14 protein-coding genes and 1 pseudogene are annotated in these 16,295 nt (G+C 35.8%); 10 read left to right on the top strand and 5 right to left on the bottom strand.

Annotated elements, in window-relative coordinates:
• Window positions 1–1,858, bottom strand: a pseudogene (gene gyrB, locus V7Z48_RS04870) (DNA topoisomerase (ATP-hydrolyzing) subunit B); the annotation flags it as partial.
• Window positions 1,859–2,232: 374 nt separating this feature from the next.
• Here gyrB and V7Z48_RS04865 point away from each other — a divergent pair.
• A complete protein-coding gene (locus tag V7Z48_RS04865; protein WP_334112275.1) occupies window positions 2,233–3,558 on the top strand; it encodes a M24 family metallopeptidase in 1,326 nt (441 codons plus the stop codon).
• 79 nt (window positions 3,559–3,637) lie between these two features.
• Window positions 3,638–4,735, top strand: a complete 1,098-nt coding sequence (locus V7Z48_RS04860) for an acyloxyacyl hydrolase (protein WP_334112274.1) — start codon at window positions 3,638–3,640, stop codon at window positions 4,733–4,735.
• A gap of 179 nt (window positions 4,736–4,914) precedes the next feature.
• Here V7Z48_RS04860 and asnB read toward each other — a convergent pair whose 3' ends face one another.
• The gene (asnB, locus tag V7Z48_RS04855; RefSeq protein WP_334112273.1) at window positions 4,915–6,579 is read right to left on the bottom strand and encodes an asparagine synthase B; all 1,665 of its coding nucleotides are present in this window, start codon (window positions 6,577–6,579) and stop codon (window positions 4,915–4,917) included.
• Window positions 6,580–6,732: 153 nt separating this feature from the next.
• On the opposite strand from asnB, the gene V7Z48_RS04850 reads away from it, so the two are divergent.
• Both V7Z48_RS04850 and V7Z48_RS04845 read left to right on the top strand, forming a co-directional pair.
• A complete protein-coding gene (locus tag V7Z48_RS04850) occupies window positions 6,733–8,001 on the top strand; it encodes a YCF48-related protein (protein ID WP_334112272.1) in 1,269 nt (422 codons plus the stop codon).
• Window positions 8,002–8,117: 116 nt separating this feature from the next.
• On the top strand, window positions 8,118–8,660 hold the full coding sequence (locus V7Z48_RS04845; RefSeq protein WP_334112271.1) for a DUF2911 domain-containing protein: 543 nt from the start codon (window positions 8,118–8,120) through the stop codon (window positions 8,658–8,660).
• A gap of 49 nt (window positions 8,661–8,709) precedes the next feature.
• Here the strand turns inward: V7Z48_RS04845 and V7Z48_RS04840 are convergent, their stop codons facing one another.
• Both V7Z48_RS04840 and V7Z48_RS04835 read right to left on the bottom strand, forming a co-directional pair.
• Window positions 8,710–9,339 carry a 7-carboxy-7-deazaguanine synthase QueE gene (locus V7Z48_RS04840; RefSeq protein WP_334112270.1) on the bottom strand — a complete coding sequence of 210 codons (630 nt, stop codon included), beginning with the start codon at window positions 9,337–9,339 and terminating at the stop codon, window positions 8,710–8,712.
• A gap of 58 nt (window positions 9,340–9,397) precedes the next feature.
• A complete protein-coding gene (locus V7Z48_RS04835) occupies window positions 9,398–9,841 on the bottom strand; it encodes a Rid family detoxifying hydrolase (RefSeq protein ID WP_334112269.1) in 444 nt (147 codons plus the stop codon).
• Window positions 9,842–9,896: 55 nt separating this feature from the next.
• Between V7Z48_RS04835 and V7Z48_RS04830 the strand changes: the two genes are divergently transcribed.
• Genes V7Z48_RS04830 through V7Z48_RS04805 form a run of 6 tightly spaced genes read left to right on the top strand, consistent with a single transcriptional unit; the run spans window position 9,897 to window position 14,429 of the window.
• The gene (locus V7Z48_RS04830; RefSeq protein ID WP_334112268.1) at window positions 9,897–11,429 is read left to right on the top strand and encodes a helicase HerA-like domain-containing protein; all 1,533 of its coding nucleotides are present in this window, start codon (window positions 9,897–9,899) and stop codon (window positions 11,427–11,429) included.
• Window positions 11,430–11,441: 12 nt separating this feature from the next.
• Window positions 11,442–11,993 carry a hypothetical protein gene (locus V7Z48_RS04825; RefSeq protein ID WP_334112267.1) on the top strand — a complete coding sequence of 184 codons (552 nt, stop codon included), beginning with the start codon at window positions 11,442–11,444 and terminating at the stop codon, window positions 11,991–11,993.
• Window positions 11,994–12,009: 16 nt separating this feature from the next.
• Window positions 12,010–12,372: a cupin domain-containing protein gene (locus V7Z48_RS04820; protein ID WP_334112266.1), complete on the top strand. Its 363-nt coding sequence runs from the start codon at window positions 12,010–12,012 to the stop codon at window positions 12,370–12,372.
• A complete protein-coding gene (locus V7Z48_RS04815; protein ID WP_334112265.1) occupies window positions 12,373–13,206 on the top strand; it encodes an alpha/beta fold hydrolase in 834 nt (277 codons plus the stop codon).
• Between the two features lie 6 nt (window positions 13,207–13,212).
• On the top strand, window positions 13,213–13,977 hold the full coding sequence (locus V7Z48_RS04810) for a pseudouridine synthase (RefSeq protein ID WP_334112264.1): 765 nt from the start codon (window positions 13,213–13,215) through the stop codon (window positions 13,975–13,977).
• Between the two features lie 29 nt (window positions 13,978–14,006).
• A complete protein-coding gene (locus V7Z48_RS04805) occupies window positions 14,007–14,429 on the top strand; it encodes a VOC family protein (RefSeq protein WP_334112263.1) in 423 nt (140 codons plus the stop codon).
• A gap of 66 nt (window positions 14,430–14,495) precedes the next feature.
• Here V7Z48_RS04805 and V7Z48_RS04800 read toward each other — a convergent pair.
• A partial coding sequence (locus tag V7Z48_RS04800) for a T9SS type A sorting domain-containing protein (protein WP_334112262.1) occupies window positions 14,496–16,295 on the bottom strand: 1,800 nt, incomplete at its 5' end.

Raw genomic sequence — 16,295 nt, 5'->3', positions numbered from 1 at the left:
AAATACGATCCGCTTCGGTTCCATTGTCAATTTGAACCAAACGCAAAGTTCTAAATTCTGGATTCATAGTAGTATCCCAAAGCTGCTCTGCGTTCATTTCACCCAGACCTTTGTAACGCTGAATACCAACATTACCACCAAATGACTCGGCTATAACTTCGCGTTCTTTGTCACTCCAAGCGTATTCTTTTTTAGTTCCCTTTTTCACTAAATATAACGGTGGTGTTGCAATGTAAACGTGACCTTGCTCAACCAATTCGCGCATATATCTAAAAAAGAAAGTTAATATTAAAGTTGCAATGTGACTACCATCGATATCGGCATCACACATAATCACAATTTTATGATAACGCAGTTTTGAAATATTTAAAGCTTTACTATCTTCTTCAGTACCAATAGTTACACCTAAGGCAGTATAAATATTTCTTATTTCCTCATTTTCAAAAACTTTATGCGACATGGCTTTTTCCACGTTCAAAATTTTACCACGCAATGGTAAAATGGCTTGAAATGCTCTATCACGACCTTGTTTTGCAGTTCCACCTGCAGAATCACCCTCAACAAGAAATACTTCGCATTTTGATGGATCCTGTTCGGAACAATCACTTAATTTACCTGGTAAACCGCCAATACTCATTACAGTTTTACGCTGCACCATTTCACGCGCTTTTTGTGCTGCATGACGTGCTTGCGCTGCCAAGATTACTTTTTGAACAATGATTTTAGCATCATCGGGATGCTCCTCTAAGTAATCGGTTAGCATTTCTGAAACAGCCTGACTTACAGAGGCAGAAACTTCGCGATTTCCAAGCTTGGTTTTTGTTTGTCCTTCAAATTGAGGTTCTGCAACTTTTACAGAGATAATCGCAGTTAGACCTTCACGGAAATCGTCACCAGCAATCTCAAATTTCAACTTATCTGTTAAACCTGAAGAATCTGCATATTTTTTAAGCGTCATAGTTAGACCTCGTCTAAAACCAGCTAAATGCGTCCCGCCTTCATGGGTATTGATATTGTTGACATATGAATGTAGATTCTCGGCGTATGATGTGTTATAAATCATAGCCACTTCAACTGGTACACCATTTTTTTCACCTTCAAAAGCGATTACATCTTTCATTAAAGGCTCTCTATTGCCGTCTAGAAACTTGATAAATTCTTTAAGCCCTTCATCTGAATGAAAAGTTTCTGTTTCAAACACACCTTTATCGTTGGGAGTTCTTTTATCGGTAAGCGTTATGGTAATTCCTTTGTTTAAAAAAGACAACTCCCGAAGTCTACTAGCCAACGTGTCATAGCTGTATTCTACAGTTTGGGTGAAAATTGTAGGATCTGGCTTGTAAGTAATTACGGTTCCTCTTTTATCCGTTTCCCCAATGGGCTTTACGGGATATAGTGCCTTACCTCGTTGGTATTCTTGACGATAGATCTTACCATCTCTGTAAACTGTTGCAGTAAGATGTTCGGATAAAGCATTAACACAACTCACACCAACACCATGCAGACCACCAGATACTTTGTAAGAATCTTTATCAAATTTACCACCAGCACCAATTTTGGTCATAACGACCTCGAGTGCCGAAACGCCTTCTTTTTTATGTAAATCTACTGGAATACCTCTACCATTATCCTCAGTAGTAATAGAATTGTCTTCATTTATAATTACGTCGATAGTGTCGCAATGGCCGGCCATAGCTTCATCGATGGAGTTATCCACCACTTCATACAACAAATGATGCAAACCTCTCGTGCCAACGTCGCCAATATACATAGATGGACGCATACGCACGTGTTCCATTCCTTCTAATGCCTGAATACTATCTGCGGAATAATTGTCCTTTTTAGCTTCTTCGCTCATAAATTTTATTTTAATTGTTTTGATTTAGGTCATAAAAAAATGATGCAGGGGCATCATTTATTCGATACTTACAAAGATAAGAATAAACTAAGTGATTTTAAACATTTTTAACTGTTGTATGTATAGATTATCAACATTTGTTTAAAACTAGAAAGTGTCTTAAATCGCTTAAAAAAGGTCTTAAATTCGATTCTGACACTTTTTTAAAATGTTTAGAAATTAAATTTAAACAAAAGTGGCTTAGAAGTAAATTATTGAAATTTAACTTCCCAAATGTGCCACTTGAAATCATGGTTTTTAAGTATTCTAAAACGATTTTCTTTCAATATTAAAATCTTAATTATATCTTTATTAAGAAATCATAATCCTCTACAATGAAAAGCCTTCAAATTCTAATTATTTCCTGTCTATTTATATTTTTCAATTGCAATACCGTACAAGAGTCCACTATTAAGCCTTCAGAAATATGGGGTGAAAATCCATGGCCAGACATAAGAAAACAGCGCATAAAAACACTTTTACCTCAGGCGCTAAAGACTGCAAATGTTGATTGCTGGTTGATAATTTGCAGTGAAAACAACAATGACCCATTAGCCGATCATATTGGCGGAGAAAATGCTGGTGGCACAGCAGCTTTTCTTTTCTATAATGATTTAGAAGGTTTTCATTCAATGGTCTTTTCCCCATCGGGTGAAAGTACTGCGTTGGATGAATTAGATATCCACGACACAGTGGTTTCTGTGGAGCGAAGAACTTCGGCAATTGGTATGGCTGTTGATTTTATAAAGGAACATGATTTTAAAACCATAGCTGTAAATACCTCGACTAGTAATGCCATGGCAGATGGCTTATCCTACACCCAATTTAAAGATTTAGAAACTCAATTGGGTGAACTTTCAGAGCGATTGGTTGCTTCTACTGATGTCGTATATGAATGGTTATCGATAAAACTTCCTGAAGAAGTTGCCATTTTACGAAAAGCTGCTCAGCTCACCGTAGATTGGCAAATTGAAGCCTATCAGCAAGTAGTTCCAGGCAAAACTACCGATGCCGACATTGCTAGGTTTCTTAAAGAAAAAATGAAGACTTACGGTGTCTCTGATGGTTGGTCACCAGACCAGAATCCGAATGTTAATTCCGGCCCAGATCGTGGACATTCTCATGCCACTGATAAAGTCATTTTACCTGGAGATGTGATTCAAATTGATTTTGGTATAAAAATTCACAACCGTTGGGTAAGTGATATTCAACGATTTGCTTATGTGCTTAAAAAAGGAGAAACCGAAGCACCTGATGATATTATGCATTACTGGAACAGCTCAAAAGCAGGCAATAGAGCCGCTCTAGCCGCTATGATACCTGGGGTTCGTGGTGTTGATGTTGATAAAGCACAACGCGTTTTAATGACAAAAGCTGGTTCTGAATATGTGATGTGGAGCACTGGACATCCCGTTGGATACGTAGCCCATGATGTTGGCCCAAATCTTGGAGGCTCTCAAGAGTCGCATGTAAGACCCGCAAGTGAGAAAATACTGAAAGCAGGAATGACTTTCGCCTTTGACGGTTTCCATGCATGGAAATTAGCAGATGGCAATATCAAAACTATTTCTGTAGAGGAAATGGCTGTTGTTACTGAAAATGGCGCAGAATATTTAGTTGCGCCTCAAGAAGATTTAATTTTAATTTCAAGCGAAAAATAGAACCTCGAAAATCTCTGCGTTTCAAGTATTAAAATCAATTATTGATGCCACTCTTAGATTTAAAATTTAAAAGTCTGAAATGGAAAAAATTTTGCAATTTTTTATAATCTCTGTAATTTTTATAAATTTTACTTTAAGTCAGTCTGATTCAACAAAATTTGTAAAAAATCCAACTATTATAGGTGTAAATGTCGATTATGGATTTATTTTAAAGCACACATCATCTTTAAGAGAAATTGGCAATGCCTACCCGTCCGCCATAAGTTTAGATTGGAGCCGTTTATTACTCACGCAGAACGCTTGGGAATTCTGCAATTGTTTTCCAAGGATAGGTATAGATCTCGCTCTATGGAACTTGGACAAAAAAGATGTACTGGGCAATGGTATTTTGATTATGAGCTATGTTGAACCCTACTTTAGAACCCAGAAGAAAACTAATCTTTTTTTTAGAATGGGTCTAGGTGGCGCTTATTTAACGGAACCCTACAACACAGTCACTAATCCTCTAAATGAGACTTACAGTACCAATTTAAGTTTTGCAATTATGGTTGGCTTTGGTTTAAATTATCGCTTAACAGATTCTTGGAACTTGAGGTTTGCCGCTAAGTATAATCACACCTCAAATGGTGGTATAAGGGCTCCGAACAAAGGACTGAATTTTCCATCTTTGAGTTTTGGTGTTAATAAGAGTTTAAACCCTGTTGATTATCCTGATTTAGATAAAATTGGCAACAGAAAACCCCCAGAAAACAAAGAACGTTTTAGTTTTGCTCACTTTTCCGGTTGGAGTAATGCCAATGTAGGTGATAAAGATAAATTTTATGTTTTTGGCTTTATGGGCAAATATAGCCGTTGGATGGGAGGCCGAAGCGCCGTGACTGCGGGCACTGAATTAATTCTTGATTATTCTAGAAGGGAACAACTAAATTTAGAAGGTATGGATGTTAGTTTTGCTCAGGCAGCAGCATTGGTCGGACATGAATTTTGGTTGGGAAAAGTTACCTTTAGTCAAGAGCTTGGAATCTATTATTTTAACGATTTTCGAATTAATGATGATGTATACCAGCGCTATAGCTTATTTTATAATTTCACCAAACATATTTTTGCTGGTTTTAGCCTAAAGGCACATAGGCATGTGGCAGATTTTTTTGATTTAAGAATTGGCTATACATTTTAATTGATAGATTTTAAAATAATATTTAACAGCACATTCATTTTAAGCTGATGCGATGAATTGTATAAATTTTTTGTATTTGAATGTTGTAATATTTGAATAAAATATCTCCATTATCAACCTTAATTTTCAGCGATAAAATATTGTAAGAAAAAAACGAGAATTCAAATTCTCGTTTAAAATTAATAAGCATCTGTATGCACTTTAGCGACTGCCCTACCACTAGGGTCATTCATGTTTTTAAAGGCCTCGTCCCATTCTAAAGCAATTTTAGTACTACAAGCTACACTTGGTTCTTGTGGTACACACAAGGCTGCAGCATCACTCGGGAAGTGATCTGCAAAAATAGAACGGTAATAAAACTCTTCTTTAGAAGTAGGCGTTTGCAATGGAAACATGTATTTGGCATTGGCCAACTGTTCATCAGTGACCTCTTTGGCAACTACTTCTTTCAAGGTGTCAATCCAACTATAACCAACGCCATCGCTAAATTGCTCTTTTTGTCTCCAGGCCACACTAGCAGGTAGCATATCTTCGAAGGCTTTACGCACCACCCATTTTTCCATACGTTCACCGTTTATCATTTTATCTTGAGGGTTGATTCGCATGGCGACATCCATAAATTCTTTATCCAAGAATGGTACACGGCCTTCAATACCCCAAGCTGCCAAACTTTTATTAGCTCGCAAGCAATCGTACATGTGTAGCTTGCTCAATTTCCGAACCGTTTCTTCGTGAAATTCTCTGGCATTAGGAGCTTTGTGAAAATACAAATAACCACCAAAAAGCTCATCGGCACCTTCACCCGATAATACCATTTTTATGCCCATAGATTTTATCACTCTTGCCATTAAATACATGGGTGTTGAGGCTCTAACAGTTGTAATATCATAGGTTTCTAAATTGTAAATCACATCTTTAATGGCATCTAAACCTTCTTGAATAGTGAATTTAATTTCATGATGAATGGTATCAATGTGATCAGCCACTTTTCTGGCAGCTGCTAAATCTGGGGAACCTTCTAATCCAACAGAAAAACTGTGTAATTGTGGCCACCAAGCTGCTTGGGTATCATCGGATTCGATGCGTTTCTCGGCATATTTTTTGGCTATGGCTGAAGTAACAGAAGAATCTAATCCACCAGAAAGTAACACGCCGTATGGCACGTCACTCATTAATTGTCGGTGCACTGCCGCTTCAAGCGCTTCTTTAATTTTAGCAATACTGGTTTCGTTGTCCTTTACAGCATCGTATTCATTCCATTCACGGTTATACCATTTAACGAACTTTCCATCTTTACTGCTCATATAATGTCCTGGCGGAAATAATTCGATTTTAGTGCAATACCCTTCCAAGGCTTTTAATTCGGAAGCCGCATAAAAGGTTCCGTTTTTATCCCAGCCAATGTAAAGAGGTATAATTCCCATGTGATCGCGCGCAATGAAGTATTCATCTTTTTCAACATCATAAATGGCAAATCCAAAAATACCATTCATTTCATCAATAAAATCAACACCCTTTTCTTGGTATAAGGCCAAAATAACTTCGCAGTCGCTTTCCGTTTGAAATTCATATTTTCCATCAAACTGTTTGCGCAAGGAACGGTGATTGTATATTTCGCCATTGGCTGCCAAAATAAGTTTTTTATCCGCACTTAATAAGGGTTGTTTTCCTGAAGCCGGATCAACAATAGCCAAACGTTCATGAGCCAAAATAGCTTTATCGTTACTATAAATTCCGCTCCAATCCGGACCGCGATGACGAATAATTTTAGACATTTCTAACAATTGAGGTCTTAAATCTTCAGATTTTTGTTTTAAATCGAAAGCACAAACAATTCCACACATAACTTTTTATTATTTTTATTCATGCAAAAGTGAATTTTAACTTTCATATATAAAACTATATTGAATATATTAGTTTCATTTTGTAATCTTAAAATGAAATAAAAATAATTTTTATAACTTAAATGAATTAATTAACTTACTTATTTTTACAAAATGAAATTTTTAGCTTTAGTTTTTCTACTATCAACAGCATTCATTCAAGGCCAAACTTGGCAACATACCAATATTGACAATAATACCAGCGGTCAAAGGTTTGATGATGTATTTTTTTTGAATGATAATACAGGTTGGGCGGCTAATGGTTTTTTCGCCGCAGTTTATAAAACTATCGATGGCGGCGCAACTTGGGAAGAGCAACTTACTGAAGCAGATCTAGGTGGTGCTTTCTATTTTAGAAATATCGAATTTTTAAATGAAAACATTGGGTTTCTAGGCACTTTAAACAGTTTGTTTTTAAAAACAACTGATGGCGGTGACAATTGGGAAACCGTAACTAACATTACCCCGAATCCTCTAGCTATTTGCGGATTAGATGCTGTAAACGACACTACTATTTATGGCTGTGGTGCCTTTTTCGGACCAGCTTTTGTTATAAAATCTACGGATGCTGGCGTGAACTGGGTATATACCGATATGTCTGATTATGCCACAGCCTTAGTTGAAATTTTGTTTATGGATGAACTAGTTGGGTACGCTGGTGGACAAAATAACAACGGTGCATGTTTGCTAAAAACCGAAGACGGCGGTACGACTTGGACTGAAATTTATAATTCAAATATTCAGGGCGAATATGTTTGGAAATTACAAGCATTAGAAGCTAATCCTAACATAATTTTTGGAGCCGTTTCGTCGGTGGCGCCACATTTAGGCAAACTCATCAAAAGTAATGATAGCGGCACTACCTGGCAGAGTTTTGACGCACCAGAAACAAATATACAAGCAGTTGGTTTCATTACTGAAGATATAGGCTGGATGGGCGGACATACTACTGGTTTTTACGAAACTACCAATGGTGGACAAACATGGACAGATACAGGTGTAGGTAATAATTTGAATCGAATTTTTATTGTTAATTCAAACCTTGCTTATGGCTGTGGCACATCCATTTATGAATACACGGATGGCTCTTTATCTATAGATACTACTGAAGTTGAAATGATACCTGTACTGAACATTTCTATAGTTGAAAACCCCATTAAGGAAGTGCTGGAGTTAAATATTGCCTTTGAATCTTCCGATAATGTTGTAATAGAAATTTACGATATACAAGGACGCTTTATTGAACAATTAACTAGAGAAATTATATTTTTTAAGCAGACAAAAAATTATCAGTTTAAAGTTGACAACTTATCAGCTGGTAGTTATTTTATGAATGTTCACAGCAATACTGGACGAAAGACCTTAAAGTTTTTGAAGTTGTAAATATTCTGGAATGACCTAAAAACATCTACTGTATATTTAAAAAATTAACGTTTGTTTATACTTTTTGAAATATGATTAAGAATCAAATGTTTTATTTTTAACAAAAATTATATTTTATGAATAAATCAATAATTACCATAGTAGGTTTTGCCACTATGATGTTTTGCTTTCAAACAGCAATCGCTCAAGAATTTAAAGGATTAGATAAAAGTCCGATGGACGCTACAGCTTTTCCAAGTAGCTACAAAGAGTCCAACAAATTAGTTAAAGTAACTTATAGCCGTCCGCAACTTAACGGAAGATCACTAGCCGATTTGGCTCCAAATGGAAAAGTTTGGAGAACAGGCGCTAATGAAGCAGCTGAAATTACCTTTTATGTAGACATGAAACTAGGTAATAAAACAGTTAAAGCTGGAACTTACATACTTTATACCATACCTGGTGATAAAGAATGGACCGTAATAATCAATAAAGATATAAACGTTTGGGGGTCGTATAGTTATGATGAATCTAAAGATGTCGCTAGAACCACCGTCCCTTTAAAAGAAGGGAAAGAATCTTTAGAAGCTTTTTCTATGGCTTTTGAAGAAGCGACAGATGGCGTTCACCTGCATTTAGGTTGGGGAACTATGCGTTTGGCTGTTCCATTTAAAAAATAACAAAATTGAATAAATTTTGAAAAGCCTGAGTTAATCTCGGGCTTTTTTATTAGGGAATATTTAAATACTTGTGAGTTTGTAATGATACCTTCCACTTTGGATGTTTCATTACGTAATCTACAATACTTGGTGTTACTTTTTCCCGCTTGCTCCACTCTGGCTGAAGGTATAAAATACAATCTTTGTTTACTTTAGCAGCTTGCTCCTCAGCGAATCTAAAATCATTGTTGTTAAATACGATTACTTTTAGCTCGTGCGCTTTTTGATAGATTTCCTCGGTAGGCAATTTTAATTTTTTTGGCGACAAACAAATCCAGTCCCAAATACCTGTTAACGGATAAGCCCCAGAAGTTTCAATATGAATATTTAAGCCCTTTTCCTTAAGCTGACTAGTTAATTCGGTCATATCCCAAGTTAATGGCTCACCGCCAGTAATTACAATAGTATCAGAAAATTTTACAGCGTTATCAACTATTTTATTGATCTCTATTGGAGGATGAAGATCTGCATTCCAACTTTCTTTCACATCGCACCAATGGCATCCAACATCACAACCACCAACGCGAATAAAATACGCCGCAGTTCCTTTGTGAAATCCTTCACCCTGAATGGTGTAAAACTCCTCCATTAGAGGCAACATTTTGCCTTGATTTACCAGTTGCTGTATTTCTTTTTTCATGGGCTGCAAAGATAAATCAATAAACGAAAAAAATAGCTTAAACTCAATAAATGTTTAGCTATCTAAATGCCACTACTTCAATTTCAATACTAGCGTTGGCAGCCAATCCTGAAGCAGCAAAAGTTGTTCTGGAAGGTTTTTGTTTGAAATACTGAATATAGATTTCATTAAAAGTAGCAAAATCATTGATGTCGCTCAAAATAACGGTGCATTTGATTACATTTTCTAGACCTAAGTTATGATGCTTAAGTACTGCTTCTATGTTTTTAATTGTTTGCAACGTTTCGGCTTTAATTCCACCTTCAACCAATGTTCTGGTGCTATGGTCCATGCCAATTTGACCAGAAAGAAAGAACAAATTATCAATTTCAACGGCATCACTAAATGGCGCATTCGCTTTTTTGAGTTCATGAGATTCATGAAAGATGACGCTATTTTTTTGTTCACAACTTAATTGTAATACTCCCAAAAGCACCATAGCAATTATCAAGATATTTTTCATTTTTACGATTTTAAACTTGACTAAAATTACAGTATTTTTATACAAAATTTAATGCATGTCCGAAAAGCAAGCTTTTTTCAACCATATTTTAGCAGGTAACACATATAAGGGCGATAGTATTTCGATAGGTGCGGCCATGCTAGATGGCGAAGTTATTACCAACGCACACGTTAAAATACCGCTTCGTACACTCAACCGTCACGGACTTATCGCAGGCGCCACAGGTACTGGAAAAACCAAAACACTCCAAGTTTTAGCTGAAAATCTTTCAGAAAAAGGTATTCCTGTATTACTAATGGATGTGAAAGGTGATTTAAGTGGTATAGCAATGCCTAGTCCTGGACATCCTAAAATTGATGAACGTCATCAATTAATTGGATTGCCTTTTCAAGCGCAAGCTTATCCTGTTGAAATTTTATCCTTATCTGCTCAAAATGGTGTTAGGTTACGTGCTACTGTTAGTGAATTTGGTCCTGTTCTAATATCACGAATTTTAGACTTAACCGATACCCAATCGGGAATAGTGTCGGTAATATTTAAATATTGCGACGACCACGAAATGCCACTTTTAGACCTAAAAGATTTCAAAAGTGTGTTACAGTTTTCCACTGGCGACGGCAAGGAAGCTTTCGAAAGCGAATATGGTCGCATTGCAACCGCTTCAACAGGTGCTATTTTGAGAAAAATTGTTGAAATTGAACAGCAAGGCGGCGATCTGTTTTTTGGCGAGAAGTCGTTCGATCCTCAAGATTTATTAAGAATTGACAAAAGTGGAAAAGGTTTTATCAATATAATACGACTTACAGATATTCAAGATAAACCAAAGTTGTTTTCAACTTTCATGTTGAGTTTATTGGCTGAAATTTATCAAACATTTCCTGAAAAAGGCGATGCAGACAAGCCTGAACTCGTCATGTTTATTGATGAAGCCCATCTTATTTTTAAAGAAGCATCCAAAGCACTTTTAAACCAGATTGAAAGCATTATTAAATTAATAAGAAGTAAGGGTGTGGGTATTTATTTTGTAACTCAAAACCCAACCGATGTACCTGAAGAAGTATTAGGACAATTGGGATTGAAAGTACAACACGCGCTTCGTGCTTTTACGGCTAAGGACAGAAAAGCTATTAAATTAACAGCCGAAAACTATCCAGATTCACCCTATTATAAAACATCTGAAATACTGACATCATTAGGTATAGGTGAGGCTTTAATTTCAGCTTTAGATGAAAAAGGACGACCAACGCCACTCGCTGCAACTATGCTTCGTGCTCCAGCAAGTAGAATGGATATTTTATCAGAATCTGAACTCAAAACCTTACTGTCAAAATCGGAGTTGATAAAAAAATACAATGAAGTTATTGACAGAGAAAGTGCCTATGAAATATTAAAGTATAAAATTTTAGAGGCAGAAACTGATGCAGCTAAAGAAAAGGCTGAAAAAGAAGCTGAAGATCAGAAAAAAGCGACTAGAACGAAAACTACTACTAGCAGAAGAAGAACCACACAAAATCCTTTCACAAAAATATTGAGCAGCCCAACTGTTATAAGAAGTGTTTTAGGCATTCTAACTAAACTAATGAAATAAATTTAAAATTATATGTTCAAAAAATTAATCCTCATCACTCTAATTCTCAGTTTCGCAGTTAGCTGCACCAAAGAGCAAGATCCGTTCGAAATTGGTAAGCGCTACATTGGCAAATTAAACGACTCAACACAGGTTAAGGATTTGAAAAGCATCTTTCCAAACGACTCTATTGCAAATTTTGAAAGCAGCAATGCATTTACCGGGAATAACTATAATATTGAAATTTTCAACCCAGAAGGTAAAAAACTTTTGATTTTAAGTCCAACCGTTGCAAAAGATTCTACTGCAACAATAAAAACAGTAAGAATTGAAAATGCTCAGTTTAAAACTGCCAAAGGAATTTCAAGAATAAGCACTTTCAAGGATATTAAGGATAATTATAAAATAAATAAAATAGACAATTTAATTGGTAGTGTTGTAGTTACCGTAAAAGAACTGAATGCGTCATTCACCATTGATAAAAATGAGCTTCCAGCAAGCATTAGGTTTGAACAAAACACGACAATCGACGTCTTACAAATCCCTGGAAAAGCAAAAATAAAATACTTTATGCTGCATTGGTAGCGAAAAAAAATAGCACTTGAAAAAATATACTAAACAAACGTCGCCCTTTATAGTTCCAACAACAGACGGAAAATTAATAGAGGAACATTTCGGTTTGGCAAGTGATGGAAACTCAAACTTAAGCGTAGCACATATGATTGCGCCACCGGGTTGGAGCGAACCGTTTCAAACACCAGAATTTGATGAAGTAACTTATATAATTTCAGGCCAAAAACAATTTCTGATAGACAACGAGATTATAGTTTTAAATGCTGGTGAATCTATAAAAATTCATAAAAATACAAGAGTACAATATTCTAATCCATTTGAAATGCCATGTGAATATATCGCTATTTGCACACCGGCCTTTTCAATTGACAAAGCCAATAGAGAAGCCTAAATGAAGTCGTTAATCATTAAAATAATAGGAAATTATTACAACATCTTGAGCTATTTTTCTCAAGACTATGCGGCAAATAAAGCCTTAAAATTATTCACTACACCACGCAAAGGTTACATAAAAGAAAAACAAGCCGATTTTTTGGGCACAGCATTCAAAGAAGAATTGACCTACAATCAATTTCCAGTGATGACTTACCGATGGTTGGGGAAAAAAGAAACAATTTTGCTTGCACACGGCTGGGAAAGTAATGCGTCGCGGTGGAAAAAACTAATCAAACAACTCAACAAATCTGGTTTCAATGTGGTAGCATTAGATGCTCCTGCACACGGCCGTTCTGGTAGTAAAGATTTCAACGCAATTTTGTATTCAGAATTTATAGCGGTTGTTGCCAAAAGATTTAAACCTAACATCATTATTGGCCATTCTGTTGGCGGGATGTCTGCGGTATTTTTTCAACAAAAATACCAACTTGAATCCGTACATAAATTGGTGCTACTTGGTGCACCATCAGAGTTTACCGATGTTATGGAAAGATACACCAACATGTTGGGATATAACCAGCGTATTACAAAAAGAATTGATAGTATTATAATTGAACGTTTTGGTAAGACTTCGCAAGAATTTTCAACTTCTAAGATAATTAAAGAATTAAATCAACAGAGTTTGATAATTCACGATGAAGACGACGCCATAATTCCTTACAACGACGCAGTTCTTATTCACAAACATGCTCAGAAAGGTCAATTAATAACCACAAAAGGATTTGGTCATTCGCTTAATAACGAAACAATTGCTTCCTATATTGAAGAATTTATCGTATCCGAATTATAAAACACAATGGAACCTAAACTCACAAGAATTAACAAGTATCTAAGCGAAGTTGGCTATTGCTCCAGACGTGAAGCAGACAAACTAATAGATGCCAAACGTGTAACCATAAACGACCAAGTACCAGAAATGGGAACTAAAATAAGTGAAAACGACATTGTAAAAGTAGATGGTCAAATTATTTCAAATAAAAATGAAGGTTTTACTTATTTGGCATTTAACAAACCAATTGGTATAGTTTGCACCACCGATACAAAAGTTGAAAAAAACAATATCATTGAATATATAAATTTTCATAAACGAATTTTTCCTATTGGTCGTTTAGACAAGGCTAGTGAAGGTTTAATTTTACTAACCGATGATGGCGATATAGTCAATAAAATTCTTCGAGCTAGTAACAACCACGAAAAGGAATATATTGTTGCCGTAAATAAACCCATATCGCAGACTTTTATTGAACGTATGGCCAACGGCGTACCGATACTTGATACAATTACAAAAAAGTGTAAAGTTGAAAAAATTGATCATTTAACCTTCAAAATTATATTAACCCAAGGTTTAAATCGTCAAATTAGACGTATGTGTGAATATTTAGATTATGAAGTTGAAACCTTAAAACGTGTTAGAATAATGAACATTAAACTTGATGTTGAGTCAGGAACCTACAGAGCGCTAACCAAAGACGAATTATCAAAATTAAATGAACTTTTAGAATCCTCAGATAAGACCTTCAAATCTGAATTGAAGTCGAACCAAAATAGATTGAATAAGTAAAACTTCTCTCAAATTAAAAATCAATACTTATGAACAAACTTTCACCTTTTCATATTGCTATTCCAGTACACAATTTAGATGAATGCCGTGTTTTTTACAGAGATGTTTTAAACTGTAAAGAAGGCAGAAGCAGCGATCATTGGGTAGATTTTAATTTTTTTGGCCACCAACTTGTGATTCATCATAAACCAAAAACGGAGGAAACTTTACATACCAATCCAGTGGACGGAAAAGATGTACCTGTGCCACATTATGGCGTAGTGTTACCGTGGAATGAATTTGAGAATTTCGCAAATCACTTAAAAGCAAAATCGGTAAAGTTCGTTATCGAACCCTATATTCGCTATGAAGGTCTAGTGGGCGAGCAAACCACTATGTTTTTTTATGACCCAGCCGGAAACGCTTTAGAGTTTAAGGCTTTTAAAGATTTAGATCAGTTATTTGCTCAATAAAAAAACATTGCCCCTAACTAATTTAGTTAGGGGCAATGAAAGTTGCTATCAAATCAATAAGATTACTTATTTATCTAATATCACTTTTTTGATAAATGATTCGTGTTTAGTTGAAAACTTAATGTAGTAAACATTACTCTTGAATTCAGAGAAATCAACATTTATTACTTGATTTTCCTTTACAGTTTTATATGATTGAGCAAAAGCTCTAGCTCCGATAAGATCAAATATTTCTACAGTTAACTCGGTATCTAGATTTTGCAATACTTTAATATTCAATGCCTCTTTAACCGGATTAGGATACAACTGTATTGGCTCTATGGAGTTTCTGCTTAACATGTTCCAACCGTACATTAAATTTGGTTTTGTATTACTTTGCTTTGTGCCACAATTTGATGTTATTTCATAAGTGCATGTCGTAACACAACCATTTTCATCTGTAATTTCGACAGTGAAAATCTCTGTACCATAGCCCATTGTAAAGTATATTTTATCTGTACCATTCCCTTGGAATATTTCCCATCCTTTTCCATTTGTAGCTGTCCAGTTATATTCTAGTTCACCTACTCCACCAGTTGAAATAACTTCTAGATAATTCTGTTTATGCTCACCACAGGCATATTTATCAGGATTAAATCCAGGGATAATTTCACACTCAATTGGTTCTGGCTCATTAATAGTAACAATAACTGTATCGATACAAGGATTAACTGCTCTATTTAATGAACCGTTTTCTAGTGATTCGCCTTCTGTTTCAGGACCAGGAATCGTTGCTTCTATTACATACCATCCTGGACCAAAAGTATCCTGACCACTTAAATCAGCTCCAAAGCCACTCTTTTTAATGGTATAAGTTGCACCTTCACTTAAGAAATCGATAGTTATGGTGCCATCTGCAGCTCCAAAGCAACTTACATTAGTTGATGAAACTTGAACATCCACTTGATCAGGTTCCGTAAGTTCAAAAGTTGCCTCGATAAAACATCTTTCATCATCATTACCTTCAAAGAATGCTTCAATAGTGTACGCTCCAGGGGCATAATGAGTATTTGGGTTGTAGGGTTCGCCGTTGACTGTAACTGTTGCTCCTTCAGTTACGAAATCTACTATGATCTTACCATCGTTAAGTCCGAAACAAGTGATATCAGTGAAAGAATAATCAAGTTCGATGCAGATGCATTCAGGAGCAACAACTTCAATACTGTTTTCGCAACCTATTTCATCGGCGACTGTTACCACTATATTCTGGCCTACTGGAATGTTTACAATAGTCCAATTGTTATCGCCATTGTCTACTGGATCACCAAAGTTAGATGTAACAGTTCCTTTAGTCACTATTAATTCAACTGAATAAGTTCCGAAAACTTCATCACATTCTGGTTCATCAACTTCTATGAATAACGGAAGTGCTATAACTTCAATTTCAATTTCAACGGTGCTGAAACAACCATTCTCATCCGTAAAATCATATGTAATGGTTGTGATTACTACACCAGCCATTTGAGGGTTGAAAATTCCATTTCCACTTACACCAGACCCACTAAAAGTTCCACCTATTGGAGTAGCCTCTAATTGAATTGAATCTGCATCGATACATATTGGATTTTGTGCTTTAATATCTACAACAGGACTTTCATTAATTGTTACCTCAAAACTATTTTCTGCAAAACAATTTGGATTCGTATTTGTTTCTGCGTAAACATAGATGGTTTGGGTGGTCGTAATCTTATCGCCTGCGCTTAATGCTGTGCCTGTGCCGTTTGGTCCTGTGAAGTAGTTACCATTGGTTAACGCTGGTAGTTCGTATTCATCGCAAGATTCTACATCGGATGGATTGTCAGCTAATGGCGTATCGTTGATTGTGAC

This window comes from Paucihalobacter sp., from assembly GCF_036825875.1.
Taxonomy (GTDB): Bacteria; Bacteroidota; Bacteroidia; order Flavobacteriales; family Flavobacteriaceae; genus Paucihalobacter.
The sequence above is the reverse complement of the archived record's forward strand: the minus strand, read 5'-3'. Positions and strand labels throughout refer to the sequence as shown.